Source organism: Pseudomonas putida (assembly GCF_050990305.1).
Lineage (GTDB): Bacteria > Pseudomonadota > Gammaproteobacteria > Pseudomonadales > Pseudomonadaceae > Aquipseudomonas > Aquipseudomonas putida_AH.
Window position 1 is genome coordinate 45,411 of sequence record NZ_CP158817.1, and the last position, 23,246, is coordinate 68,656.

Sequence of the window (23,246 nt, forward strand, 5' to 3'; positions counted from 1 at the left end):
AGGCACTCCCTGTACCCGTAGGTCACTCCGCCCCTGAAACAGGCAGAACGTCCCGACCCCTTGGTCATGCGCCGGCCTTCCTCGGGTGGGCGCAAAGGAAAGAAGCAATGCGCTTCTTTCTGGATTCGTGTTCAACACCCACTTCAATTCATCTGCTGTCCTGGCTGGCGTTCTTCTTTCTTTACTAAACCTGACCAGGATTCACGTGGCACTGCCGCCCAACGGCAGGGCGGCTGCCAGTGTCTTTACCCTAACGCTCATGTTCAGCTTCGACCGCGACGGCCAAAGAAGAAGGAAGCAATGAACATCACCAGGAATACGACAAAGAGAATCTTGGCGATACCCGTGGCGGTGCCGGCGATACCACCGAAGCCCAGGACGGCCGCGACGATGGCAATGATCAGGAAGGTGATAGCCCAGCTCAACATGGTGATTCTCCTTACGCTTCTATTTAGAGGTATTGCTTAAAGGTGCCGCGTTTCCGGGCGCCTTGGGCGCCAAGACTGTTTATCTAGAACACCCAACGTTCCCGGCGGGGCATGTCTTCCAGCGCCTGGTGTTGGTCAACGTCCATCATTCGCATCGAAGCGCTGTCAGCCATGCTGGGGCCGGCAGCGCTGAAGTGGGTTTGGATCGGGTGTTGAAACGACATGCTTGGCCCTTCTTGCTGCTGACTCTGTTCCCAGCGAAGAAACTGTTGGCCGCCGATCAAGGTGATCAGCAGCGCCAGGACGGCGAACACGCCTTGCTGGAGATGCAGTGGCGAGAGATGCAATGGGGTGGCACGTTGGCGATTCATCCTGAAGCTCCTCCCACGCGGGGTCATTGGGTTGAGGGCGTTTGGTTTTTGCCCTGCGTTACTCAGGCTATTGCAGCGTGCATGCCAGGTTTTTTATGCAAAAAAACCTTTATTAATCAATTAGTTGTTCTCTAGTGAAAAAGCTCTGTGGACGCATCCTGCACGATGGCTCCCGACGCGGTCGTGCGTAATGCACGATCGGCGAGGCTGCCGTTGCAATATTTTTGAATTGAGAAGAGGGCGCAGCTGTCAGAAAGGGACGTGATCCTTCGTCTGAAAAGAAGCTATCTATAAGAGGCTCACAAAATCAGGCGAAGACCGTCGGGTCGGGAGATTTCTCCCTGCCATGACGGGAATGGATCAGAATGAACCATGCAACTTGCCCGATTTTTCCGGGACTAACCAAGATCATTCGTTAAGGAGCGTAGGAAAATGGAATCAGCCACTGAGCATCAAGGCCGTATTCTTCTGGTGGACGATGAGTCCGCTATCCTGCGAACCTTCCGCTATTGCCTCGAAGACGAAGGCTACAGCGTGGCGACGGCCAACAGCGCCGCGCAAGCCGATGCCTTGCTGCAACGCCAAGTCTTTGATCTGTGCTTCCTCGATTTGCGCCTGGGTGAAGACAATGGCTTGGACGTATTGGCCCAGATGCGCATTCAAGCGCCCTGGATGCGCGTAGTGATCGTCACCGCGCACTCGGCCGTGGACACCGCCGTCGATGCGATTCAGGCCGGTGCCGCCGACTATTTAGTCAAACCGTGCAGTCCTGATCAGTTGCGCCTGGCCACCGCCAAGCAGTTGGAAGTGCGGCAATTGTCGGCGCGCCTGGAGGCGCTGGAAGGCGAAGTTCGTAAACCCAGGGATGGCCTGGACTCCCACAGCCCGGCCATGAAAGTCGTGCTCGAAACGGCCCGCCAGGTTGCCATCACCGATGCCAACATCCTGATCCTCGGGGAGTCCGGCACCGGTAAAGGCGAGCTGTCCCAGGCCATTCACGGCTGGAGTAAACGAGCGAAGAAGTCCTGCATCACCATCAACTGCCCGTCGCTGACTGCCGAACTCATGGAAAGCGAATTGTTCGGCCACAGTCGTGGCGCGTTCACCGGGGCCAGCGAAAGCACCCTGGGTCGTGTCAATCAGGCCGATGGCGGCACGTTGTTTCTCGATGAAATCGGCGATTTTCCATTGGTTTTGCAGCCTAAGTTGCTGCGATTCATCCAGGATAAAGAATACGAGCGTGTGGGCGACCCGGTCACCCGCCGCGCGGACGTACGTATTCTCGCGGCGACCAACCAGAGCCTTGAGGACATGGTTCGTGACGGTCGCTTCCGCGAAGACCTGCTCTATCGCCTGAACGTCATCACTTTGCACCTGCCACCCTTGCGCGAACGCAGGGAGGACATCCTGAATCTCGCCGACCGCTTTCTGGCACGCTTCGTCAAAGAGTACGCACGCCCGGCCCGGGGGTTCAGCGATGAGGCACGAGAAGCGCTGTTGGGTTATCGCTGGCCGGGGAACATTCGCGAACTGCGCAACGTGGTGGAGCGGGCGAGCATCATTTGTCCGCAGGAGCGGGTGGAGATCAGCCATTTGGGCATGGCCGAAACCCCCGTTAACAATGCACCGCGCATCGGTGCTGCGTTGAGCCTGGATGAGCTGGAAAAAGCGCATATCGGCGCGGTTCTCGCGACCGCCGGCACGCTGGATCAAGCCGCCAAGACCCTGGGCATCGACGCGTCGACGCTGTACCGCAAACGCAAACAGTACAACTTGTGAGCCGCCGCCGATGAAGCTGGCGATGAAGTTGCGGACCCGGCTGTTCCTGAGTATTTCCGCGCTGATCACAGTCGCGCTGCTCGGGCTGTTGCTCGGATTGGTCAGCGTGATGCAGATGGCCGGGAGCCAGGAAGCGTTGGTGCGCAATAACTTCGTCACCTTGGATATCGGGCTCAAGTTGCGTCAAACATTGGGCGACCAGTTGATCATTATGCTCAGCGAGCAACCCAACTCCTCGGCCTTCGAAGCGTCCAAGCAGCGCTATTTCGAATTGCTGGATCAAGGCATCGCCCAAGAGCCGGCAGACGTCGGCAGTGAAAGCGGCTTCAAGAAAGCCAAGGCGGACTACCTCAGTTTTATCAAGGCCTATGAAGTGTCGCCCGATACCACCCATGTCCTGAGCGGCAACGACGAACTCACCGAAAAATTCAATGCGCTGCGCAATGGCTTGATTGCCGAGCACAAGCGCGCGCTGGATAACATTAACGATACCGAGCGTCAGGCCCGTGAACGTGCCTTGTTGATTGCCGGGCTGCTGGGCCTGGTCGGGTTGGCGGTGTTGATCATCGGCTTCGTGACCGCCCATGCCATCGCCCGTCGCTTCGGTGAGCCCATCGAAGCCCTGGCGAAGGCAGCCGACCACATCGGCCAAGGCAATTTCGATGTCACCCTCCCAGTATCCTCGGCAGTCGAGCTGAACCAGTTGACCCGGCGTTTCGGGATCATGGCCGAGGCTTTGCGCGAGCATCAGGCCACTAATGTCGATGAACTGCTGGCGGGCCAGCAGCGACTGCAAGCTGTGCTCGACAGCATCGACGACGGCTTGCTGATGATCGATCGCCAGGGGCATCTGGAGCACCTCAACCCCGTGGCGCAGCGCCAGTTGGGATGGGACGACGATCGGGTCGGCCAGGGGTTGGGCGCGGCGCTGCTGCGTCCTGAGCTCGATGAGCAGCTGCAATTGGTTCTTCGCGGGGGCACGCTGGAAAGGGCACCGGAAGATTTGAGCATTGAGGTCGACGGTGAGACACGGCTCCTGACCTTCAGCCTGACGCCGGTCATTCATACCCAGGGTCACATCCTCGGGGCGGTCATGGTCTTGCATGACGTCACAGAGCAGCGCGCGTTTGAGCGGGTTCGCAGCGAATTCGTGTTGCGTGCTTCCCATGAGCTGCGTACGCCGGTGACCGGCATGCACATGGCGTTCGGTCTGTTCCGCGAGCGTGCGCACTTCGCCCCGGACTCCCGTGAAGCCGATCTGCTGGACACGGTGAACGAAGAAATGCAGCGTTTGATGCAGTTGATCAATGATTTGCTGAATTTCTCGCGTTATCAGAACGGGTTGCAGAAATTGAACCTGGCGCCGTGCTCCATCGAGGATTTACTGGAGCAGGCACAGATGCGTTTTGCCGGCGGTGCCGAAGAGAAGGGCATCGAGTTGTTGGTGGAGGTACAGGGGCCGTTGCCGCGCTTGCAGGCCGATCAACCGCAGCTAGACCGAGTGCTCGACAACCTTATCGACAACGCGCTGCGTCATACCGCAGCCGGTGGGCTCATACGCTTGCAGGCCCGCCGTCATGGCGAACGGGTGATCATCAGCGTTGAAGATAACGGTGAAGGTATTGCGTACGGGCAACAGGGGCGCATCTTCGAACCCTTTGTGCAGGTCGGTCGCAAGAAGGGCGGGGCCGGGCTCGGTCTGGCGTTGTGCAAGGAGATCGTGCAACTGCACGGCGGGCGGATGGGGGTTTATTCGCGGCCGGGGCAGGGCACGCAGTTCTACATGACGTTGACGGTGTAGCGGCTTTTACGCTTCATCATCCAGGCGTCGATTGGTCAATCGGCGGCCGCGGGTAATCAGTTCAATGAACTGTACGGCACTCAATGCATGGGCGAACAACCAGCCCTGGCCGAATTTCACGCCTTCACTGCTCAGCAGCGCCGCCTGGGCTTCATGCTCAATGCCTTCGGCGATCACCTTCAGGTGCAGTGACTGCGCCATGTGGATGATGTGCGGGGCGACACCGCTACTGGCGGCGTCATGACCAAGTGCATCGATAAAAGCCTTGTCTATTTTCAGGCAATCCACCGGCAGCGTCTGCAGGTAGGCCAGGCTGCAATAGCCGGTGCCAAAGTCATCGATCAGAACTTGATGCCCGACATCGCGCAAGGCTTGCAGGTTTTCCCGGGCGACGACCACATCGATCAGCCCGCGCTCGGTGACTTCGAACGCAATCTGTCGGGCGGCGACCCGATGCAGCGTCAGCAGGCGGGCCATCACCTGGCCGATACGCGGCACCATCACATCACAGGCTGCCAGGTTCACCGAGATGTACAGTTGGGGGTTGGCCCGCAGCAATTGCCCCAGTTGCTCCAGTAGGCGTTGCAGGACGAAATCCGTCATCTGGCGGATTTGCCCGGTGTTTTCCGCCATTGGAATGAACAGGTCAGGGCTGGTGAGCGAGCCGTCCGGCCGTCGCCAGCGGAGCAAGGCCTCCGCCCCGACGCAGTTGCGGCTGTCGAGGTCGAAGATCGGTTGATACAGCACCTGCAATTCGCCACGGCGTATGGCGCCAGTCAGTTCGGCATCCAGGGATTGCCGCTGGCGCACCAGCAGAAACACTAGAAATCCGACGCACAGGGCCAATCCCAGGCAAACCGGCAATAGCCACCACCACACGGGCGGTATATGGGGGCCGCCGCGCGGGCTGATCAACACCAGTTGGTATTCGGGGTTGTCGGTGGGCATACGGTAAATCAAACGGGTCTGGGTGACTTGCAGTGCGTCACGGCTTTTTGGCGGCCAGTGTCCGGTCGGCGGCCAGGACTGTGCCACGCCCAGGACCGGAATCGCCCGCGTGCCGTGATCCAGGACCACCAGCAGGCTGCTTCCCGGTGAAAGATCGACCATATCGGTCAAATGCCCGCGCGACGTCGCGACGCGAAAATTGCCACGTCCGAGCATGAGGGCGGCACGGTTTTCATCGGGCTCGGTGGTGGTGTTTAGCCAGTAGCTGTAGGTGGGGCCCTGGATGTCCGGTGGTCGTCTCAGCGACAACCCCTCCTGGCGGGGGCGGTTGGAGCAAATCCGCGAGGCATCCATGTAAGCGGCTTCGTAGACGAAGCGATAATTGAAGCTGACCTGCTGCAATGTCGCGACCATTTCGTCATTGCAAACGCGTAAAGGCTGGGCTTCCAGATCGTCAAGGCTTTCTCGCAATTGTCCGAACAATTGCTCCAGGCGAGCGAGAAAGCGTTCGCCCTGCGCGTTCATTTCCTGGCTTTCATTTTGCTCGAGTTGGTGCAGAGCGATGAATAGGCTGCCCGTCATCAGCAGTATTGCGCTCAGGACAGCCGCCATCATCGCCAGGAACCAGGGGCGATAGAACCAGCTACGGAATGTCTCTCGAGCAGCAGCCATATGGATTATCCGACGATTACCAATGAGTTATAGCTGCTGGTTGGACAATGCGCGCGGACCGTCGAGCGGCCGTCACTATTTTGTCTGATTCAGTACCTGAAGCAGCGCCGCCGTTTGCGCATCCGGCGTGCCATCGAAACGGGACGGTCGAAAATGCATCTGGAAGGCGGCAATGACATGGCGCGTGGCGACATCCAGTTCACCGGTCTGCGGTGTGTCATAGCCAACATGGGCCAGCTGTGCCTGATACCAACTGATGCTCGGTAGCTGCTGTTCGAACCGTTGCTGCTGTCGCGCCACGGCCTGCTCGTTGGGCCAGATACCGATACCTTGCTCAGCCAGGCGTTTCCAGGGAAACAGCGGCCCCGGATCGAGTTTGCGCAACGGTGCGATATCACTATGACCGACGAAGCTGCGAGGGCTGATGGTGTAGCGCTTACTGATGTCCTTGAGCAGGACGATGAGGGACTGGACCTGCGCTTCGCTATAGGGATACCAGAGGCGTCCGGTCGGGGTGTCCTTGAAGCCAGGGTTGACGATTTCGATGCCGATAGAGCTGGAGTTCATCCAGGTCCGTCCCTGCCATTGACTGTCTCCTGCGTGCCAGGCCCGCAGGTTTTCATCCATCAGTTTGTAGATGGTCGCTTTCTGGTCGTCGCCAATTAGGTAATGGGCGCTGACCTCGCCATGGGTCAGCAGCTGGAGCGAGCGTTCCTGCGAGGCGGAGGTGTAGTGGAGCACCACGAACTGGATGCGGCTGTCGTGATTGGCTGATGGGTGGCTTGTGTCATAGCGGGGGCCACTGGCACAACCGGCCAGTACCAGCAGCGAGACGATGAGAGCGAAAAATTTCATGGCGAGAGGAATACACGCGAGACAGTAATGCAACAGTGTAACGTACTGCCTTGTCAGCGGAGGGCAATCGCGAAGTTTTAAACAAAATGGAACAATTGGCCCGCCGCCAGCTTCTAGCCGAGCTCCACCCGGTTTCGCCCTGCATTTTTTGCACGATAGAGCGCCTGATCGGCTCTTTTGATCACCATATCGCTATGCTCGCCTGGTTTGAACGCCGTCAGCCCCATGGAAATAGTGATCGTCACGGGTTCACCTTTGAAGTGGAACGGGCAAGCTTCGATCGAGGCCCGCAAATGCTCCAGCAGTTTCATGCCGGCCGCAGGCACTGTGGATGGCAGCAGCAGTACAAACTCCTCGCCGCCAAACCGGGCAATGAAATCCGTCCCACGCAGACGCTTGCGTAGCACGGTGGCGATGATTTTCAGCACTTTGTCACCCGCCAGATGACCATAGTTATCGTTGATCCGCTTGAAGTGATCAAGGTCGAGCATGGCCAGCATCAGCGTGTTGCCGTGTTGTTGCCATTGACCTATTTCATGGTCCAGCCGCTCGCTCCAGGCCGCGCGATTGGGCAGTCCAGTCAATGGATCGATCAAGGCTTTTTGGCGCTGTTCTTCAAGGTGTTCGCGAAAACCAAGGGCTTCCTGTTCCATGTGAGCCACGCGCTCCGCCAGGCTTTGCAGGCGGCCTGCGACCTCTTGCTCGCGCTCGTCACGCTGCTTGCGGTGCTGGTCCATGGTGCCGAGCAGGCCTTCGAGATGGTTTTCCAGGATGAGCTTGAGATCGTCCAGATCGGCCGCCTCGTGCATGCTGGTCTGTAGACCATCGACCTGTTCGCGGATCTGCGTATCCATGGCCTCTGCGGCGGAACGGTTGTCGGCGTGACCCGCGCTGGCGGCTTGCAGATTGCTCTGGAATGACTCCAGGCGTACGTTGAGATGTTGCAGGTACGCTTCGAACTCATGCTGGCCGCTGTCCGAGATGGCTAGCATCAAGGTCGCCAGATCGTCGAGGATCGGCAGCAATTCATACCAATTCAAGCCGTTTTTCAGGCGATTGCGCATCGACTCCGCTTGCGGGCGATGACGCTCGGGGAGCGTCAAATCGTCAAGCAAGCCCAACAATGTGTCTTCGATATGCTTGGCCACCGAACTGTAGGACGGTTCGGGAGAGTCCGGAAGGGCGTAGAGCATGTCATGCTCGGACGCACGCAGTTCAGTCAGGCCTGAAGGCGCTGGTAGTGGATCGGCGGGTATCAACTCATCGGGGTTGATTGCCGGCACTGTCGGGAGTTCGGGTGCCTCGACAGGTGTTACCAGTCCTTCGGCCTCATTCGGTTTGCCCTGCGCTTCGAGGAGCGGGGCAGGCTTCGTTAGCGGCAGATCGGGCGCAGCAGGGGGGGCCAACGGGTCAGATGATGGCTCGACACTCACGACAGCCAGGGCTGGATCGTCGACATGCGGCTCATCAACGGCCGGTGTCGGTTCGGTGATCGCGGGCAAGGTATCGGCAATCGGCACCGGGCCGGCTTCGCAAGACGTTGCGACTTGGATTTGTTCGGTGACGAGAGCGACCGGAGTGGTTGCGCCATCGGCTTCACGTTGGCCGAACAGCCGTTGCAACAGGCCAGGGCGAGACTGTTCCGCCGGGTTCTCCACCTGACTCAAGGCTTTGCCCTGAAGGCCACTCAATTCGCTGAGCAGCAACGGAATCTCGCGAGCCTGGCTGACGCGGCTATCGAGCTGTTTGGCGAAGTGCTTCAGCGGTCGGCTGACTTCCCGAGGCAGCGGCAATGTTTGTAATTGGGTGACAAGCGCCGTCAGTGCCGCGCTGGTCTGGTTCACGCGGGTTTCCCGGCGCTGCTCGGAGTCGAGCACGGCTTTTTCCAGGCGTGGGATCAGGGCGGCCAGGCCTGCGTCCATGTCGTCGGTGCGCACGACTTCGCGCATTTCCTTCATGCATTGATCAACCGCGCGGTCGGTGCCTTCGGCCGCCAGGGTGCTGCGCACCAGCCCACGACGCAGCAGATCAAGGCGGGCGTCCCAACGACGTTCGAGCTTTTCCTGTTGTTCGATGCTTTTGAGGTATTTCTCTTTCCAGCGCTGTGCTTCGTCGCTCATTCAGGGGTTCCGCGATGGGCAGGACTCAACGCGGGTAATGCGTCGGCCGTGAGCGAACCCGGCAAACGAATCTCTACCGCGACCGGCAGGTGATCGGAAATGGGGTGAGCCAAGACCTCGACCTTTTCAAGGGTCAAGGTGGGGCTCAGCAGAATATGGTCCAGGCAGCGCTGCGGGCGCCAACTGGGGAATGTCGCTTCCAGTTGTGGTGCGAGCAGGCCAAGGTCGCGCAGTGGCGAGTGTTGCAGCAAATCACTGGCATGGGTGTTCATGTCGCCCATCAGCACCTGATGCTTATAGCCACCAATCACTTCGCGGATATAAGCCAATTGCATGCTGCGTGCGCGTGCGCCCAACGCCAGATGCATCATGACCACCACCATGGCTTCCGGACCTTCACCAAAACGCACCAGAATCGCCCCACGGCCCTTTGGTCCCGGCAGCGGGTGGTCTTCGATCGCCCACGGGCGCAGGCGGCTCAGCACGCCGTTACTGTGCTGGCCGAGGCGTCCGAGATTGCGATTGAGTTGTTGATACCAGTAGGGGAAGGCGCCGAGTTGGGCCAGGTGTTCGACTTGATTGACATAGCCTGAGCGCAAACTGCCACCATCGGCCTCCTGCAAGGCGACCAGATCGAAGTCGCCCAGCAGATTGCCGATTTTCTGCAGGTTGTCGGCGCGCCCGGTGTGCGGCAGCAAGTGCTGCCAGCCCCGGGTCAGGTAATGCCGGTAGCGCTCGGTACTGATGCCGACCTGGATATTGAAACTGAGCAAGCGCAAACGGCTGTCTTCGGGCAGGCCCGTCGACTCCAGATGGTGCTCGTTGACCCGCGGATCATGCAGGCCAACGATACGTTCAGTTCCCCAGCGGCGCATGGCGGGTACTGCCCTTAGTTGGCGGCAGCCTTGTTAGCTGCTCGCTCTTTGTCGATCAGTTTGTCGGCCAGTTGCAGGGCTTGTTCGGCACCGCCGGCAGAGCCCACGTCGAAGCGATACTTGCCGTTGACGATCATGGTTGGAACACCGGTGATCTCATATTTCTTGGCCAGGTCAGTGGCCTTCACGATTTGGCCTTTGATGGCGAACGAGTCGAAGGTGGCCAGGAACTTGTCCTTATCGACGCCTTGAGTGGCCAGGAAATCCGCCATTTCATTTTTGTCGGTCAGCTTCTTGTGTTCTTTCTGAATCGCGTTGAACACCGCAGCGTGAACCTTGTGTTCTACGCCCATGGCTTCAAGGGTCAGGAACATTTGGCCGTGTGCGTTCCACGGGCCCCCGAACATGGCAGGGATACGGACGAAGTTGACGTCGGACGGCAGTTTCTCGACCCAGGGATTGATCACCGGCTCGAAGGCGTAGCAGTGAGGGCAGCCGTACCAGAACAACTCCACCACTTCGATCTTGCCTGGGACGGCAACCGGAACCGGATTGCTCAGTTCGACGTAAGGGGCGGCGGGGGCTTCGGCGGCCTGGGCAGTCATGCCGAACAGGCTGGCAGCGACGAATGCGGCGCTGATGATCAGATTACGCATGCTTTACTCCTGGACAAATTTTATCGCCTCGCGTGACCTGTTTTCAGACAGATCATGGCGGGCCTGAGTTCTGTAGTGTAACGGCAGCGGCCACAAAAAAGGGCGGCCAAAGCCACCCTTTTTATACTTGCTCAGACGGATTAATCGAGCGTTAACTTTGCAAGAGATCTATGTCTTGCGAAACGTCCGATCCGCGGGCCTTAGTGCAGGCCCTGAATGTAGCTGGACACTGCGGCGATGTCTTCGTCGCTCAGGCGTTTGGCAATTGTCTGCATGGTCTTGGTATCGCCATCGTTGGTGCGCCCGCCTTCTTCCTTGCGGAACTCGGTCAGTTGCTTGGCAACGTACTGAGCGTGTTGGCCGCCCAGGTGCGGGAAGCCAGCAGCTGCGTTGCCCGCGCCATTTGGCGAGTGGCAGCCGGTGCAGGCTGGCAGACCCTTGGCCAGGTCACCGCCACGGAACAGGGCCTCACCGCGAGCCACGATCTTCGGATCGGCGGCACCGACGCTGCCTTTCTGGCTGGCGAAGTAGGCGGCGATGTCCGCCAGGTCCTGATCGCTAAGGTTGGTCAGCAGACCGGTCATTTCCAGAACGGTGCGCTTGCCCGACTTGATGTCGTGCAGTTGCTTGGTCAGGTAGCGTTCACCTTGCCCCGCCAGTTTTGGAAAGTTAGGCGCCATGCTGTTGCCATCCGGGCCATGACAGGCGCCACATACGGCGGCTTTTGCCTGGCCTGCGGCGGCGTCACCAGGTTTTGCTGGCTCACCTGCAGCATGGGCAATGCCGGAGATTCCCACGGTCAACAGCAGACTCACGATCAATTTGTTCATCAGCTAATCCAACTACGGCTAAGGGTTAAGAGTTATGGGCCGGGTTTACTCGCTCATCCACTGGATGATGGCTCGGTAATCCTCGGCACTGCAGTCCATGCACAAACCACGCGGCGGCATCGCCTTGAAACCCTGGGTCACGTGTTGCACCAGCGTCTCCATACCTTTCGCCAACCTCGGCGTCCAAGCTTCCTGATCGCCCCTTTTGGGCGCCATGGGTAGTTGGCCGGAATGACAGGCACCACAAACACGGTTGTACACAGCTTCCGGATCCTGTGTAGCCTGAGCGCTGTAAAGCGGCATCAAGACACCGGCAACTAGCAGCCATTTCGTCATAAAACGACCTTGTCAGGGTTGAGAGCGTGCTGCGTTCTAGTGCGCAATCAAGGTCTGTCGCTCTCGTGAACTTCATCCTACGCTGGGACAAAGCGCACACAAAATCTGCGGCATTATATACTGGCGTCACTGAAACGGAAGCGACACTGCTTGCCGCGCCCATTCCCGGCGCCGCCCACATCGGAAATCCCATGCAACTCAAGAATCCCATCCTCGGTCTGTGCCAACAGTCCACCTTCATGCTCAGCGCCGCCAAAGTCGACCAATGTCCGGACGACGAAGGTTTTGAAGTCGCCTTCGCCGGGCGTTCCAACGCCGGCAAGTCCAGTGCGCTCAACACCCTGACCCATGCCAGCCTGGCGCGAACCTCGAAAACGCCGGGGCGCACGCAACTGTTGAATTTCTTCAAGCTAGACGATGAACGTCGTCTGGTCGACCTGCCGGGCTACGGTTATGCAAAAGTACCCATTCCGCTCAAGCAACACTGGCAGCGTCACCTGGAGGCGTACCTGGGCAGTCGCGAGAGTTTGAAGGGGCTGATTCTGATGATGGATATCCGTCATCCAATGACCGACTTCGACCTGTTGATGCTCGATTGGGCCATTGCCAGCGGCATGCCGATGCACATTCTGCTGACCAAGGCAGACAAGCTGACCTATGGCGCAGCCAAGAACACGTTGCTCAAGGTTCAGGCGGAAATCCGCAAGGGCTGGGGCGATAGCGTGACGATTCAGCTGTTTTCAGCGCCCAAACGCATGGGGCTGGAAGAGGCCTACACTGTATTGGCGGGCTGGATGGAGCTGGCGGATAAGGGCGCCGAGGCTGCCGAGTAGCTCTTGAGTCAAAAGCAGCAGACAAAAAAAACCCCGGACTTCTATGGGGAGGGGGAAGTTCCGGGGTTCAAGTTCTAGACCGCTAGGGCGGGGTCCAGATATCTGCCAACACTTAACACAACATAGGAGCATCGAAGGGCTTCACCAGCCATTCAGTATCTCTGAGTAGTGGAATCGTGAATTAGTTCAGATTTTTTTCAATCGCGTTTGGAATAACCCCAAGCACTTTCCGGACTAAGCGCTCTTCGCCCCTTTCTGCCGCGGCACCATGCCGCAGCAGAAACCCATAAAACCGGGCTCAGTGAGCCTCGTCCCAGTTGTTGCCCACACCGACTTCGACCAGCAGCGGAACATCCAGACTCGCCGCGCCGCTCATGTGCACACGAATTTCATCGCGGACCTGATCGACCAGGTCTTCACGCACCTCAAGCACCAATTCATCGTGCACCTGCAGGATGACTTTGGCGTCGAGTCCGGACGACATCAGCCAGTTATCCACGGCGACCATGGCCTTCTTGATGATATCGGCCGCGGTGCCTTGCATCGGCGCGTTGATCGCCGTGCGTTCGGCGGCGGCGCGCTCTTGCGGCTTGTTGGAGTTGATCTCTGGCAGATACAACCGGCGGCCAAAGAAGGTCTCTACATAACCCTGATCCGCCGCCTGCGCACGGGTGCGCTCCATGTATTCGCGCACGCCGGGATAACGGGCGAAATAGGTGTCGATGTACGCCTTGGCAGTCTTGGTATCGACGCCGATGTCTTTGCCGAGCTTCTGCGCGCCCATGCCGTAGATCAGGCCGAAGTTGATCGCCTTGGCGCTGCGACGCTGATCGGAGGTCACGTCGGCCAGTTCGACCTTGAACACCTCGGCGGCCGTGGCGCTGTGCACGTCCAGATTGTGCCGGAACGCATTCATCAGGCCTTCGTCACGGGACAGGTGCGCCATGATCCGCAGTTCGATTTGCGAATAGTCCGCCGCCAGTAGCTTGTAGCCGGCCGGAGCCACGAAAGCTTGGCGGATGCGCCGACCTTCAGCGGTGCGTACCGGGATGTTTTGCAGGTTCGGGTCGCTGGAGGACAGGCGCCCGGTGGAGGCCACCGCCTGGTGATACGAGGTGTGGATGCGTCCGGTGCGCGGGTTGATCTGCTCTGGCAGGCGATCGGTGTAGGTGCTTTTAAGCTTGCTCATGGAGCGGTATTCCATCAGCACCTTAGGCAGGCGATAGTCTTCCTCGGCCAATTTGGCCAATACTTCTTCGGCGGTGGACGGCTGGCCCTTGGCGGTTTTTTTCAGTACCGGCAGGCCGAGTTTTTCGTAGAGGATCACGCCGAGTTGCTTGGGCGAGCCGAGGTTGAATTCCTCGCCGGCAATCTCGAAGGCTTCACGCTCCAGCGCCACCATCTTGTCGCCCAGCTCGATGCTTTGTACGCCGAGCAGCGCGGCATCGACGAATGCACCCTGGCGCTCGATGCGCGCCAGCACTGGCACCAACGGGATTTCGATGTCGGTCAGCACACTGGCCAGGCTCGGAATAGCGCTCAGCTTTTCGAACAGCGTTTGATGCAGGCGCAAGGTCACGTCGGCGTCTTCAGCGGCATAAGGGCCGGCCTGCTCAAGGGCGATTTGATCGAAGGTCAGCTGCTTCGCGCCTTTGCCGGCGATGTCCTGGAAGCTCACGGTGGTGTGGTCCAGATACTTCAACGCCAGGCTGTCCATGTCATGCCGGGTGGCCGTGGAGTTGAGCACGTAGGACTCAAGCATGGTGTCGAAAGCGACACCGCGCACGGTGATGCCGTTGGCCTGGTCGCCACCGATGGCGCAGTTGGCCAGGATGTTCATGTCGAACTTGGCGTGCTGGCCGACCTTGAGTTTGTTCGGGTCTTCCAGAATCGGCTTGAGGGCGCGCAGGACGGTGTCGCGATCCAGCTGCTCCGGAACGCCTATATAGGAATGCGTCAGCGGGATGTAGGCCGCTTCGTTGGCCTGCACCGCAAACGACAGGCCCACCAGTTGCGCCTGTTGCGCGTCGATACCAGTGGTTTCAGTGTCGAAGGCGAACAGTTTGGCGTTGTTCAATTTTTCCAGCCAGACGTCGAAACGCGCCTGATCGAGGATGGTCTCGTAACGGGTTTCAGACGTGGCCACCGGCGCTTCGGTTTCGGCAGTGCTGAACAGATCGACAGCCGGCTCAGGCTCGGCGGCCGTGCTCAGCTCGATGCGCTTGGCGTCCCGTTGCAAATCGTTCAACCAGCTCTTGAATTCAAGCAGGCTGTAGAGCTCGGCGAGTTTGGCTGGATCTTCCGGGCCCATTTTCAGGTCATCGAGGCCAATGTCCAGCGGCACATCAACCTTGATCGTCGCCAGTTGATAAGAGAGGAATGCCATGTCCTTGTGCTCTTCGAGCTTGGCCGGCAGGGTCTTGGCGCCACGGATTGGTAGGGTTGGGACGATGTCGAGCTGGGCGTAAAGCTCGGTCAGGCCTCCATTCACACCGACCAGCAGGCCGGAAGCGGTTTTAGGGCCGATGCCTGGAACACCTGGAATATTGTCGGAAGAGTCGCCCATGAGTGCCAGATAATCGATGATCTGCTCGGGAGCGACGCCGTATTTCTCCTTTACGCCTTCCACATCCATCGAGCTACCGGTCATGGTATTGACCAAGGTAATGTGCCCGTCGACCAGTTGCGCCATGTCCTTATCGCCAGTGGAGATGATCACCGGACGGTTGGCGGCGGCGCTGCTGCGGGCCAGGGTGCCGATCACGTCGTCGGCTTCGACGCCTTCGACGCAGAGCAGCGGGAAGCCCAGGGCGATCACGCTCTGGTGCAGCGGCTCGATCTGCACGCGCATGTCGTCGGGCATGCTTGGACGGTTGGCTTTGTATTCGGCGTACATCTCATCGCGAAATGTCCCGCCCTTGGCGTCGAACACCACGGCGAACGGGCTGTCCGGATACTGCTTGCGCAGGCTCTTGAGCATGTTCAACACGCCTTTGACCGCTCCGGTCGGCAGGCCTTTGGAGGTGGTCAGCGGTGGCAGCGCAAAAAAGGCGCGGTACAGGTAAGAAGAACCGTCCACCAGGACGAGGGGGGCTTGGCTCATGAGCAGGATCAACCTTTTCGGCGGGTCCGGCGCTAGAATAGCGGGACCGTTGACGACAAAGGGACAAGGTTATCATGCGCACACTAAATCGCCTGTTGCTGGCTGGGTTGTTTGCAATTACACCGTTGGCCGTGATGGCGGCAGACGATGCGCCATCGCCGGAGCCGGAAGTCACCATTCGCACGGAAGGCGACAAAACGATTCAGGAGTACCGTCAAAACGGTTTTCTCTATGCCATCAAGGTCACGCCCTCAGTGGGGAAACCATACTTCCTGGTGCGTGCAGATGGTTCGGACGGTAACTTCATCCGCTCGGATCAGCCGGATATGCTGATTCCGGCGTGGAAAATCTTTGAGTGGAAATAGTTTCCTAATTTCAATTGGCGCTGGCTCAACAGCGGCGCCCGTACTGGCAGCTTAAACATGTCTGTGTTCACCCCCCTGGCTCGGCCCGAGCTGGAAACCTTTCTCGCCCCTTATGGCCTTGGCCGCCTGCTTGATTTCCAGGGGATTGCCGCCGGTAGTGAAAACACCAATTTCTTTATCAGCCTGGAGCAGGGCGAGTTTGTCCTGACGCTGGTCGAGCGTGGCCCGGTCCAGGAGATGCCGTTCTTCATTGAATTGCTCGACGTCCTGCATGAAGCCGACCTGCCGGTGCCGTACGCTCTGCGCACCACCGACGGCGTCGCGTTGCGCGAACTGGCTGGCAAGCCGGCACTCCTGCAGCCACGCCTGGCGGGCAAGCACATCAAGCAAGCCAATGCGCAGCACTGCGCGCAGGTGGGTGAGTTGCAGGCGCATCTGCACCTGGCGACCCAGGCCGACAACATGATCAAGCGCAAGACCGATCGTGGCCTGGACTGGATGCTGGAGGAGGGCACGCAGTTTCTGTCGCACCTGAACGCTGAGCAGAAAGATCTGCTTGAGCGGGCGCTGGACGAAATCACGCAGCAGAAAGAGAAAATTCTGGCGCTGCCGCGAGCCAACATCCACGCCGACCTGTTCCGCGATAACGCGATGTTCGAAGGCACGCACCTGACCGGCTTGATCGATTTCTACAACGCCTGCTCAGGGCCGATGCTCTACGACGTGGCGATTGCCTTGAACGACTGGTGTTCCGATGACGAAGGCTTGATCGACGGACCGCGGGCGCGGGCATTGCTGGGGGCTTATGCCGCGCTACGCCCATTCACGGCCGCGGAAGCCGAGCTGTGGCCGACCATGCTGCGGGTGGCGTGTGTGCGGTTCTGGTTGTCACGCTTGATCGCGGCGGAATCGTTCGCCGGGCAGGATGTGTTGATTCACGATCCGATGGAGTTTCAGCTGCGGTTGGCGCAGCGGCAGACGGTCAATACGCAGTTGCCTTTCGCCCTCTAAAGAGCTTCGCGGGCAAGCCTCGCTCCTACAGTCGTTCATCCAGTAGGAGCGAGGCTTGCCCGCGAATGAGGCGACACAAATTCCGGGGTTACAACGACTCCAGGCACCCCGCCAAATCATTCCCCAACTTCTCCAGCACCTGCTCATACCCCTGAGCGGTCGCGGGTGTGTACCCGCCCAGCGCATCCAGTTCCGCCAGTTTCACCGGCAGGCCGGCCACCAGGGTTTCCGCCAGGCGCGGACGCAGTGGAGGCTCGCTGAACACGCAAGTCTTGCCGACCTCCTGCAACCGCGCACGCATCGCCGCGACGTGTTGGGCACCTGGCTGCACTTCTGCGGCAACGCTGAACACGCCGGTGTGCTTGAGGCCATAGGCATCTTCGAAGTAGTCGAAGGCCTCGTGGAATACGAAATAAGGTTTGCCTTCAATACCGGCCAGGCGCTTCTTCAGGCGCAGATCCAGTGCGTCCAGGCGTTCATCGAATGCCTTGAGGTTGCTCTGATAACGCGCAGCATTGGCCGGGTCGGCTGCGCTTAGGTCCTCGGCCATTTTCGTGGCGATGACCCGGGCGTTGATTGGCGAGAGCCACAAATGCGCATCCAGGCTGCCCGGACGGTGATCGTGGTCGTGTTCGTCGGCTTCTTCGGCGTGGGAGTGACTGTCTTCGGCGAAACGGCGCAGTTTCATACCGGGCAAGTCCTGCACGGCGACGCTGGGTAGCGTACGACCATTGAGCACCCGTGGCATGAAACCCTCCATGTCCGGCCCGATCCAGTACAGCAGGTCCACCGATTGCACCTTGCGTACGTCGGAAGGGCGCATGGCGTAGTTGTGCGGGGAAGCGCCTGGCGGCAGCAAGACTTCGGGAATCGCCACGCCATCCTGCACCGCAGCGGCGATCAGTTGCAGTGGCTTGATGCTGGTGAGGACCTTGACCTCGGCGTGCGCCGGACCGATCAGCAGAAAACTTGCGATAAATGCGACAAAGATTGAAAAAAGTCGGGACACGATGACCACTCGAAGAGGCGAGAACGGGTAACATAATAACGTCTCTCACAAAACTCGTCGCCGCTCATGTCTATAACACCGATTGCCAGCCGTCCCCACGACCACTCTCATTGCGTGCACAGCGCTTTGTCCGAGGCCGATGCTCTTTGCGAACGCCAGGGCCTGCGCCTGACCGCGTTGCGTCGGCGCGTGCTGGAACTGGTGTGGCAAAGCCACAAGCCGTTGGGTGCCTACGACATCCTCGCGGTGCTCAGCGAACAGGACGGGCGTCGTGCTGCGCCGCCGACCGTGTATCGCGCGCTGGATTTCCTGCTGGAAAACGGCCTGGTGCATCGCATCTCTTCGCTCAACGCCTTCATCGGTTGCAATCATCCGGAGCACGCGCACCAGGGGCAGTTCCTGATCTGCCGCGAGTGCCATGCCGCCATTGAGTTGGAACAGAAATCCATCAGTGACGCGATCATCGCCAGCGCCAAGGACGTCGGATTCGTCGTCGAAGGCCAGACGGTCGAAGTGATCGGTCTCTGCTCGGGTTGCCAGGGGGCTTGATGAGCAACGCGCTGATCCGTCTCGAACAGGTTGCCGTCACCTTTGCCGGGCAATCTGTGCTGGACAACATCGAGCTGAGTGTCGAGCCGGGGCAGATTGTCACCCTGATCGGCCCCAACGGTGCCGGCAAGACCACCCTGGTGCGTGCCGTGCTCGGACTATTGAAGCCCGACAGCGGCAGTGTCTGGCGCAAGCCGAAACTGCGGGTCGGCTACATGCCGCAAAAGCTGCATGTCGATCCAACCCTGCCACTGTCGGTGCTGCGTTTTTTGCGCCTGGTGCCGGGCGTGGACCGTGCGATGGCGCTGTCCGCACTCAAAGAAGTGGGCGCAGAGCACGTCATCGATAGCCCGGTGCAAAGCGTCTCCGGCGGCGAAATGCAGCGTGTCTTGCTGGCCCGGGCGCTGCTGCGCGAACCAGAGCTGCTGGTACTTGATGAGCCGGTTCAAGGCGTCGATGTGGCCGGCCAGGCCGAACTCTACAGTCTGATCACTCGCCTGCGTGACCGGCACGGCTGCGGTGTGCTGATGGTTTCCCACGACCTGCATCTGGTGATGAGCACCACCGACCAGGTGGTGTGCCTCAATCGTCACGTCTGCTGCTCTGGGCATCCCGAACAGGTCAGCGGCGATCCGGCCTTCGTCGAGTTGTTCGGAAAGAACGCACCCAGCCTGGCGATTTATCACCACCACCACGACCACGCCCACGATTTGCATGGTTCGGTGGTCAAGGCGCCCGTGTCGGGCCATAACCATGTGCACGGAGACAACTGCAAGCATGGCTGATTTTCTGCTCTACGCCCTGCTTGCAGGTCTGGCTCTGGCGGTTGTCGCAGGTCCGCTGGGTTCTTTCGTGGTCTGGCGGCGCATGGCTTACTTTGGCGACACCCTGTCCCACGCGGCCTTGCTGGGCGTGGCGTTGGGTTTCCTGCTGGATGTCAGCCCGACTGTTGCGGTCACCGTGGGTTGTCTGTTGTTGGCAGTGATGCTGGTGACGTTGCAACAGCGTCAACCGCTCGCGTCTGACACACTTTTGGGAATTCTCGCACCGAGCACCCTCTCTCTGGGCCTGGTGGTACTAAGCTTCATGCACGAAGTGCGGATCGACCTGATGGCTTATCTGTTCGGCGACCTGTTGGCGATCAGTCCGACCGATCTGGCCTGGATTCTCGGTGGCAGCGCGGCCGTGCTGGCACTGCTGGTGACGCTGTGGCGACCCTTGCTGGCGATCACCGTGCATGAGGAGCTGGCCAGGGTCGAAGGTCTTCCGGTGGCGGGATTGCGTATGGCACTGATGCTGCTGATTGCCGTCGTGATTGCCGTGGCGATGAAAATCGTCGGCGTGTTGCTGATTACTTCGTTGCTGATCATCCCGGCGGCTGCGGCACAACGCCATGCCCGCTCGCCGGAACAGATGGCACTGGGCGCGAGCCTGCTGGGCATACTCGCCGTGTGTGGTGGGCTGGCGCTGTCCTGGTTCAAGGACACCCCGGCCGGTCCGTCGATTGTCGTGACGGCCGCTGCACTGTTTCTGCTGAGTTTTGTTCTGCCCCGTCGAGGGGTGTAGACTTGCTCGTTTTTTGCGCGAATAGAGAGTCGCAGGAATGAAGTTGTCCGCCTCCCGTTATCTGCTCCTGGCCGCATTTTCTTTGCTGCTGGGCGCTTGCCAAAGCACGCCACCGGCAGCCACCGAGGCCCCGGATGCGCGAGCCACGGCCATTGCACAGCTGGAGCAAAGCCTGGCCAGCAGCGAGCTGGCCACCGCCGAAGATCAATTGGCGGCGTTGCAGGCCCAATCGCCCAACGATCAATCCCTGGAGCAATACCAGCGACAGTTGGCCGAAGCCTATCTGATGCGCAGCCAGATCGTGTTGCAAAAAGGGGATGTAAACGCGGCTGCTACCGCATTGGCGCGAGCCCGTGCCTTGATGCCCAAGGCGCCGGCGTTGACCGGTGGCGTCAACGGCGCCATCGCGCAAGCCCGCAAAGCCGAGCTGGACAAAGCCGAGGCAGACCTCAAGTCCGCCGAAGCCAAGCGCAAAGCCAAGGTCATTGACCCGGAGGCTGAAAGCACCACGCTGAAGCTGAATATCACCGATATGGGCAAAATGCGCCGTCAACTGGATGCCATCGCCGCCGACGTGGTGAACTTCCAATGTGATGTGAGCCTTCAGGTGCCGCGTACCGATGATTATCCTTGGTTGGCTAATCTGTTGACCAAGCGGGTGAACAAGCTTGATCCGCAGTTCGATCTGAAGCTGGAGCGCAAGATTGATCGCGGCGTTCCGGCGCAGGTGGTCATCAGTCCTCGCAAGCAACCTTAAAAGCTTCGCGGGCAAGCCTCGCTCCTACGGACGTTCATTGCTCCTACGGATGTTCATTGCTGTAGGAGCGAGGCTTGCCCGTGAACGCGTGCTTACAATCGAAAAAAACCTCAGGCCGGAACTCCTTTGGCCTTCGCCTCCCTGCCTCAAACCCGATACTGCCTAATTGCCGCAAAAACACCTCAAAACTGGGGGTTTTAATACTCGGGTCCTGCAGGAACCCGGCCTTGGTCTATAGGCTATGATCTTCGTAGCTTTGGAAGTAACCGTGGGCACCGACACTACGGGCATGGACGATGCGCTCGGTAACGCGTTCATGGTCAAAGTGCGTGATCTTTTCACGCACGATGAAATCTTCCAGCAGCGATGGCCCGCGAGCGCCAGCCATCAAAGCGTTCTGGTTGTCCGCCACCTTCACTGATTGGTACGTAAAGCTTCGCCTGTGGCGTCGGAGCGCTCTGTGGGTCGCGGCAGGCTTCTTGGTGCTCATCAGGCATGACTCCTCGGCTGTTTTCGAGTGGCCTGATTAGTGAATGACGCCGTTTTGAGCCGTTCCTTTTATCTGACCTTTGATCGCGTTATTGCCAAATCGCTGGTTGAATACGAAATAAATGCTAAGAACCTCTATACGGACAGGCTAAAATGCGCGCCCGGCTAACCGCTGATCCTTTTCCAACGCGCCCCACAAGGTTCGCTACGTGATCGAGTTTCAAAACGTCCATAAAACCTACCGCGTCAACGGTAGGGAAGTCCCCGCCCTGCACCCGACCAGTCTGACGATTGAGAATGGTCAGGTCTTTGGCCTGATCGGTCATTCCGGTGCGGGAAAAAGTACCCTGCTGCGCCTGATCAATCGCCTGGAAAATGCCAGTGGCGGCAAGATCATCGTCGACGGCGAGGAAGTCACCGCACTCGACGCCAACGGCTTGCGCCGTTTCCGCCAACAGGTCGGAATGATTTTCCAACACTTCAACTTGCTGGCGTCCAAGACCGTCGCCGATAACGTCGCGCTGCCGCTGACGCTGGCCGGTGAACTGTCCCGTGGGGAGATCGATCAGCGCGTTGCCGAGTTGCTGGCGCGAGTGGGATTGTCCGATCACGCCAACAAGTACCCGGCGCAGTTGTCCGGCGGCCAGAAACAGCGTGTGGGCATTGCCCGCGCCCTGGCCACCAAGCCGAAAATCCTGTTGTGCGACGAAGCCACCAGTGCCCTGGACCCGCAGACCACGGCGTCGGTCCTGCAATTGCTGGCCGAGATCAATCGCGAGCTGAAGCTGACCATCGTCCTGATCACCCATGAAATGGACGTGATCCGCCGGGTCTGCGACCAGGTCGGCGTCATGGACGCTGGTGTGATCGTCGAACAAGGTTCGGTGGCCGAGGTGTTCCTGCATCCGAAGCATCCGACCACCAAACGCTTCGTACAGGAAGACGAGCAGATCGACGAAAGTGAACAGCGTGACGACTTCGCCCATGTGCCGGGCCGTATCGTGCGTCTGACCTTCCAGGGCGAAGCGACCTACGCGCCGCTGCTGGGTACCGTCGCCCGTGAAACCGGGGTGGACTACAGCATCCTCGCCGGCCGTATCGACCGCATCAAAGACATCCCTTACGGGCAACTGACCCTGGCCGTGACTGGCGGTGACATGGAAGCGGCCTTCGCCCGCTTCACCGCAGCGGACGTCCACATGGAGGTGCTGCGCTAATGGAAGCCCTGATGAGTTTCTTCTCCAACATCGACTGGTACGAAATCTGGCTGGCCACCGGCGACACGATGCTGATGCTCGGTGGCTCGCTGCTGTTCACCGTGTTGCTCGGCCTGCCGCTGGGTGTGTTGCTGTTCCTGTGCAGCCCGCGCCAGTTGCTGGAAGCCAAAGGCGTCTACGCAATGTTGTCTTTGGTGGTGAACATTCTGCGTTCGCTGCCCTTCATCATTTTGCTGATCGTGATGATTCCGTTCACCGTGTTGATCACCGGCACCTCGCTGGGCGTCGCCGGTGCGATCCCGCCACTGGTGGTGGGCGCCACGCCATTCTTCGCGCGCCTGGTGGAAACCGCGCTGCGTGAAGTGGATCGCGGCATCATCGAGGCGACCCAGGCCATGGGCGCGACCACGCGGCAGATCATCACCAATGCGTTGTTGCCAGAGGCTCGTCCGGGCATCTTCGCGGCGATTACGGTGACAGCTATTACACTGGTGTCCTACACGGCGATGGCTGGTGTGGTAGGCGCCGGTGGTCTGGGCGACCTGGCGATCCGTTTCGGTTACCAGCGTTTCCAGACCGATGTCATGGTGGTCACCGTGGTGTTGCTGCTGGTGCTGGTGCAGGTTCTGCAAACCGTGGGCGACAAATTGGTTGTGCATTTTTCCCGTAAGTAAGA

The 23,246-nt window shown here is 59.5% G+C and carries 22 protein-coding genes and 1 pseudogene; 11 read left to right on the forward strand and 12 right to left on the reverse strand.

Translation table 11 applies throughout. The features are described 5' to 3' along the window. Positions 1 to 263: 263 nt before the first annotated feature. On the reverse strand, positions 264 to 428 hold the full coding sequence (locus ABTV22_RS00210) for a DUF1328 domain-containing protein (RefSeq protein WP_096514087.1): 165 nt from the start codon (positions 426 to 428) through the stop codon (positions 264 to 266). Between the two features lie 83 nt (positions 429 to 511). Next, positions 512 to 799, reverse strand: a complete 288-nt coding sequence (locus ABTV22_RS00215; RefSeq protein WP_433737989.1) for a hypothetical protein — start codon at positions 797 to 799, stop codon at positions 512 to 514. Between the two features lie 432 nt (positions 800 to 1,231). Between ABTV22_RS00215 and algB the strand changes: the two genes are divergently transcribed. Together algB and ABTV22_RS00225 are read left to right on the forward strand one after the other, a co-directional pair. Further along, entirely contained in the window at positions 1,232 to 2,578 is a 1,347-nt protein-coding gene (gene algB / locus ABTV22_RS00220) for a sigma-54-dependent response regulator transcription factor AlgB (protein ID WP_433737991.1), read from the forward strand. 10 nt (positions 2,579 to 2,588) lie between these two features. Beyond that, positions 2,589 to 4,379, forward strand: a complete 1,791-nt coding sequence (locus tag ABTV22_RS00225; protein WP_433737992.1) for a KinB sensor domain-containing domain — start codon at positions 2,589 to 2,591, stop codon at positions 4,377 to 4,379. 6 nt (positions 4,380 to 4,385) lie between these two features. Here the strand turns inward: ABTV22_RS00225 and ABTV22_RS00230 are convergent, their stop codons facing one another. From ABTV22_RS00230 to ABTV22_RS00260, 7 genes are all read right to left on the reverse strand, one after another. Then, on the reverse strand, positions 4,386 to 5,999 hold the full coding sequence (locus tag ABTV22_RS00230) for an EAL domain-containing protein (protein WP_433737993.1): 1,614 nt from the start codon (positions 5,997 to 5,999) through the stop codon (positions 4,386 to 4,388). Between the two features lie 75 nt (positions 6,000 to 6,074). Continuing rightward, a complete protein-coding gene (locus tag ABTV22_RS00235) occupies positions 6,075 to 6,854 on the reverse strand; it encodes an N-acetylmuramoyl-L-alanine amidase (protein ID WP_433737994.1) in 780 nt (259 codons plus the stop codon). A gap of 113 nt (positions 6,855 to 6,967) precedes the next feature. After that, positions 6,968 to 8,974: a diguanylate cyclase gene (locus tag ABTV22_RS00240; protein ID WP_433737995.1), complete on the reverse strand. Its 2,007-nt coding sequence runs from the start codon at positions 8,972 to 8,974 to the stop codon at positions 6,968 to 6,970. Further along, positions 8,971 to 9,849 carry an endonuclease/exonuclease/phosphatase family protein gene (locus tag ABTV22_RS00245; RefSeq protein WP_433737996.1) on the reverse strand — a complete coding sequence of 293 codons (879 nt, stop codon included), beginning with the start codon at positions 9,847 to 9,849 and terminating at the stop codon, positions 8,971 to 8,973. The genes ABTV22_RS00240 and ABTV22_RS00245 overlap by 4 nt, the downstream gene beginning before the upstream one ends. A gap of 14 nt (positions 9,850 to 9,863) precedes the next feature. Next, positions 9,864 to 10,505: a thiol:disulfide interchange protein DsbA gene (gene dsbA / locus ABTV22_RS00250; RefSeq protein WP_433737997.1), complete on the reverse strand. Its 642-nt coding sequence runs from the start codon at positions 10,503 to 10,505 to the stop codon at positions 9,864 to 9,866. Between the two features lie 200 nt (positions 10,506 to 10,705). Next, positions 10,706 to 11,335: a c-type cytochrome gene (locus ABTV22_RS00255; protein ID WP_433737998.1), complete on the reverse strand. Its 630-nt coding sequence runs from the start codon at positions 11,333 to 11,335 to the stop codon at positions 10,706 to 10,708. A gap of 45 nt (positions 11,336 to 11,380) precedes the next feature. Beyond that, the gene (locus ABTV22_RS00260; RefSeq protein ID WP_110965590.1) at positions 11,381 to 11,671 is read right to left on the reverse strand and encodes a c-type cytochrome; all 291 of its coding nucleotides are present in this window, start codon (positions 11,669 to 11,671) and stop codon (positions 11,381 to 11,383) included. Positions 11,672 to 11,862: 191 nt separating this feature from the next. Here ABTV22_RS00260 and yihA point away from each other — a divergent pair, with 191 nt between their 5' ends. After that, complete coding sequence (gene yihA / locus ABTV22_RS00265; RefSeq protein WP_433737999.1) at positions 11,863 to 12,504, forward strand: ribosome biogenesis GTP-binding protein YihA/YsxC; 642 nt, start codon at positions 11,863 to 11,865, stop codon at positions 12,502 to 12,504. Positions 12,505 to 12,802: 298 nt separating this feature from the next. Here the strand turns inward: yihA and polA are convergent, their stop codons facing one another. After that, entirely contained in the window at positions 12,803 to 15,607 is a 2,805-nt protein-coding gene (gene polA / locus ABTV22_RS00270; RefSeq protein ID WP_433738000.1) for a DNA polymerase I, read from the reverse strand. 74 nt (positions 15,608 to 15,681) lie between these two features. Here polA and ABTV22_RS00275 point away from each other — a divergent pair, with 74 nt between their 5' ends. Together ABTV22_RS00275 and ABTV22_RS00280 are read left to right on the forward strand one after the other, a co-directional pair. Continuing rightward, entirely contained in the window at positions 15,682 to 15,972 is a 291-nt protein-coding gene (locus tag ABTV22_RS00275) for a DUF2782 domain-containing protein (RefSeq protein ID WP_433738001.1), read from the forward strand. 57 nt (positions 15,973 to 16,029) lie between these two features. After that, complete coding sequence (locus tag ABTV22_RS00280) at positions 16,030 to 16,983, forward strand: homoserine kinase (RefSeq protein ID WP_433738002.1); 954 nt, start codon at positions 16,030 to 16,032, stop codon at positions 16,981 to 16,983. An 88-nt stretch (positions 16,984 to 17,071) separates the two neighbouring features. Here the strand turns inward: ABTV22_RS00280 and ABTV22_RS00285 are convergent, their stop codons facing one another. Continuing rightward, entirely contained in the window at positions 17,072 to 17,992 is a 921-nt protein-coding gene (locus ABTV22_RS00285; protein ID WP_433738004.1) for a zinc ABC transporter substrate-binding protein, read from the reverse strand. A 66-nt stretch (positions 17,993 to 18,058) separates the two neighbouring features. Here ABTV22_RS00285 and zur point away from each other — a divergent pair, with 66 nt between their 5' ends. Genes zur through ABTV22_RS00305 form a run of 4 tightly spaced genes read left to right on the forward strand, consistent with a single transcriptional unit; the run spans position 18,059 to position 20,864 of the window. Continuing rightward, complete coding sequence (gene zur, locus ABTV22_RS00290; RefSeq protein ID WP_433738006.1) at positions 18,059 to 18,541, forward strand: zinc uptake transcriptional repressor Zur; 483 nt, start codon at positions 18,059 to 18,061, stop codon at positions 18,539 to 18,541. Beyond that, complete coding sequence (gene znuC, locus ABTV22_RS00295) at positions 18,541 to 19,326, forward strand: zinc ABC transporter ATP-binding protein ZnuC (RefSeq protein ID WP_433738008.1); 786 nt, start codon at positions 18,541 to 18,543, stop codon at positions 19,324 to 19,326. Before zur ends, znuC begins: the two co-directional genes overlap by 1 nt. Continuing rightward, positions 19,319 to 20,107 (forward strand): zinc ABC transporter permease subunit ZnuB, encoded by a 789-nt coding sequence (gene znuB / locus ABTV22_RS00300; protein ID WP_095194472.1) that lies wholly within the window; start codon positions 19,319 to 19,321, stop codon positions 20,105 to 20,107. The genes znuC and znuB overlap by 8 nt, the downstream gene beginning before the upstream one ends. 37 nt (positions 20,108 to 20,144) lie before the next feature. Further along, the gene (locus tag ABTV22_RS00305) at positions 20,145 to 20,864 is read left to right on the forward strand and encodes a PA5502 family lipoprotein (RefSeq protein WP_433738009.1); all 720 of its coding nucleotides are present in this window, start codon (positions 20,145 to 20,147) and stop codon (positions 20,862 to 20,864) included. Between the two features lie 235 nt (positions 20,865 to 21,099). Here the strand turns inward: ABTV22_RS00305 and ABTV22_RS00310 are convergent. Continuing rightward, a pseudogene (locus ABTV22_RS00310) lies at positions 21,100 to 21,320 on the reverse strand (catalase); the annotation flags it as partial. A 242-nt stretch (positions 21,321 to 21,562) separates the two neighbouring features. Between ABTV22_RS00310 and ABTV22_RS00315 the strand changes: the two are divergent. Together ABTV22_RS00315 and ABTV22_RS00320 are read left to right on the forward strand one after the other, a co-directional pair. After that, positions 21,563 to 22,570 carry a methionine ABC transporter ATP-binding protein gene (locus ABTV22_RS00315; RefSeq protein WP_433738011.1) on the forward strand — a complete coding sequence of 336 codons (1,008 nt, stop codon included), beginning with the start codon at positions 21,563 to 21,565 and terminating at the stop codon, positions 22,568 to 22,570. Further along, entirely contained in the window at positions 22,570 to 23,244 is a 675-nt protein-coding gene (locus tag ABTV22_RS00320; RefSeq protein WP_433738012.1) for a methionine ABC transporter permease, read from the forward strand. The genes ABTV22_RS00315 and ABTV22_RS00320 overlap by 1 nt, the downstream gene beginning before the upstream one ends. Positions 23,245 to 23,246: the final 2 nt, after the last annotated feature.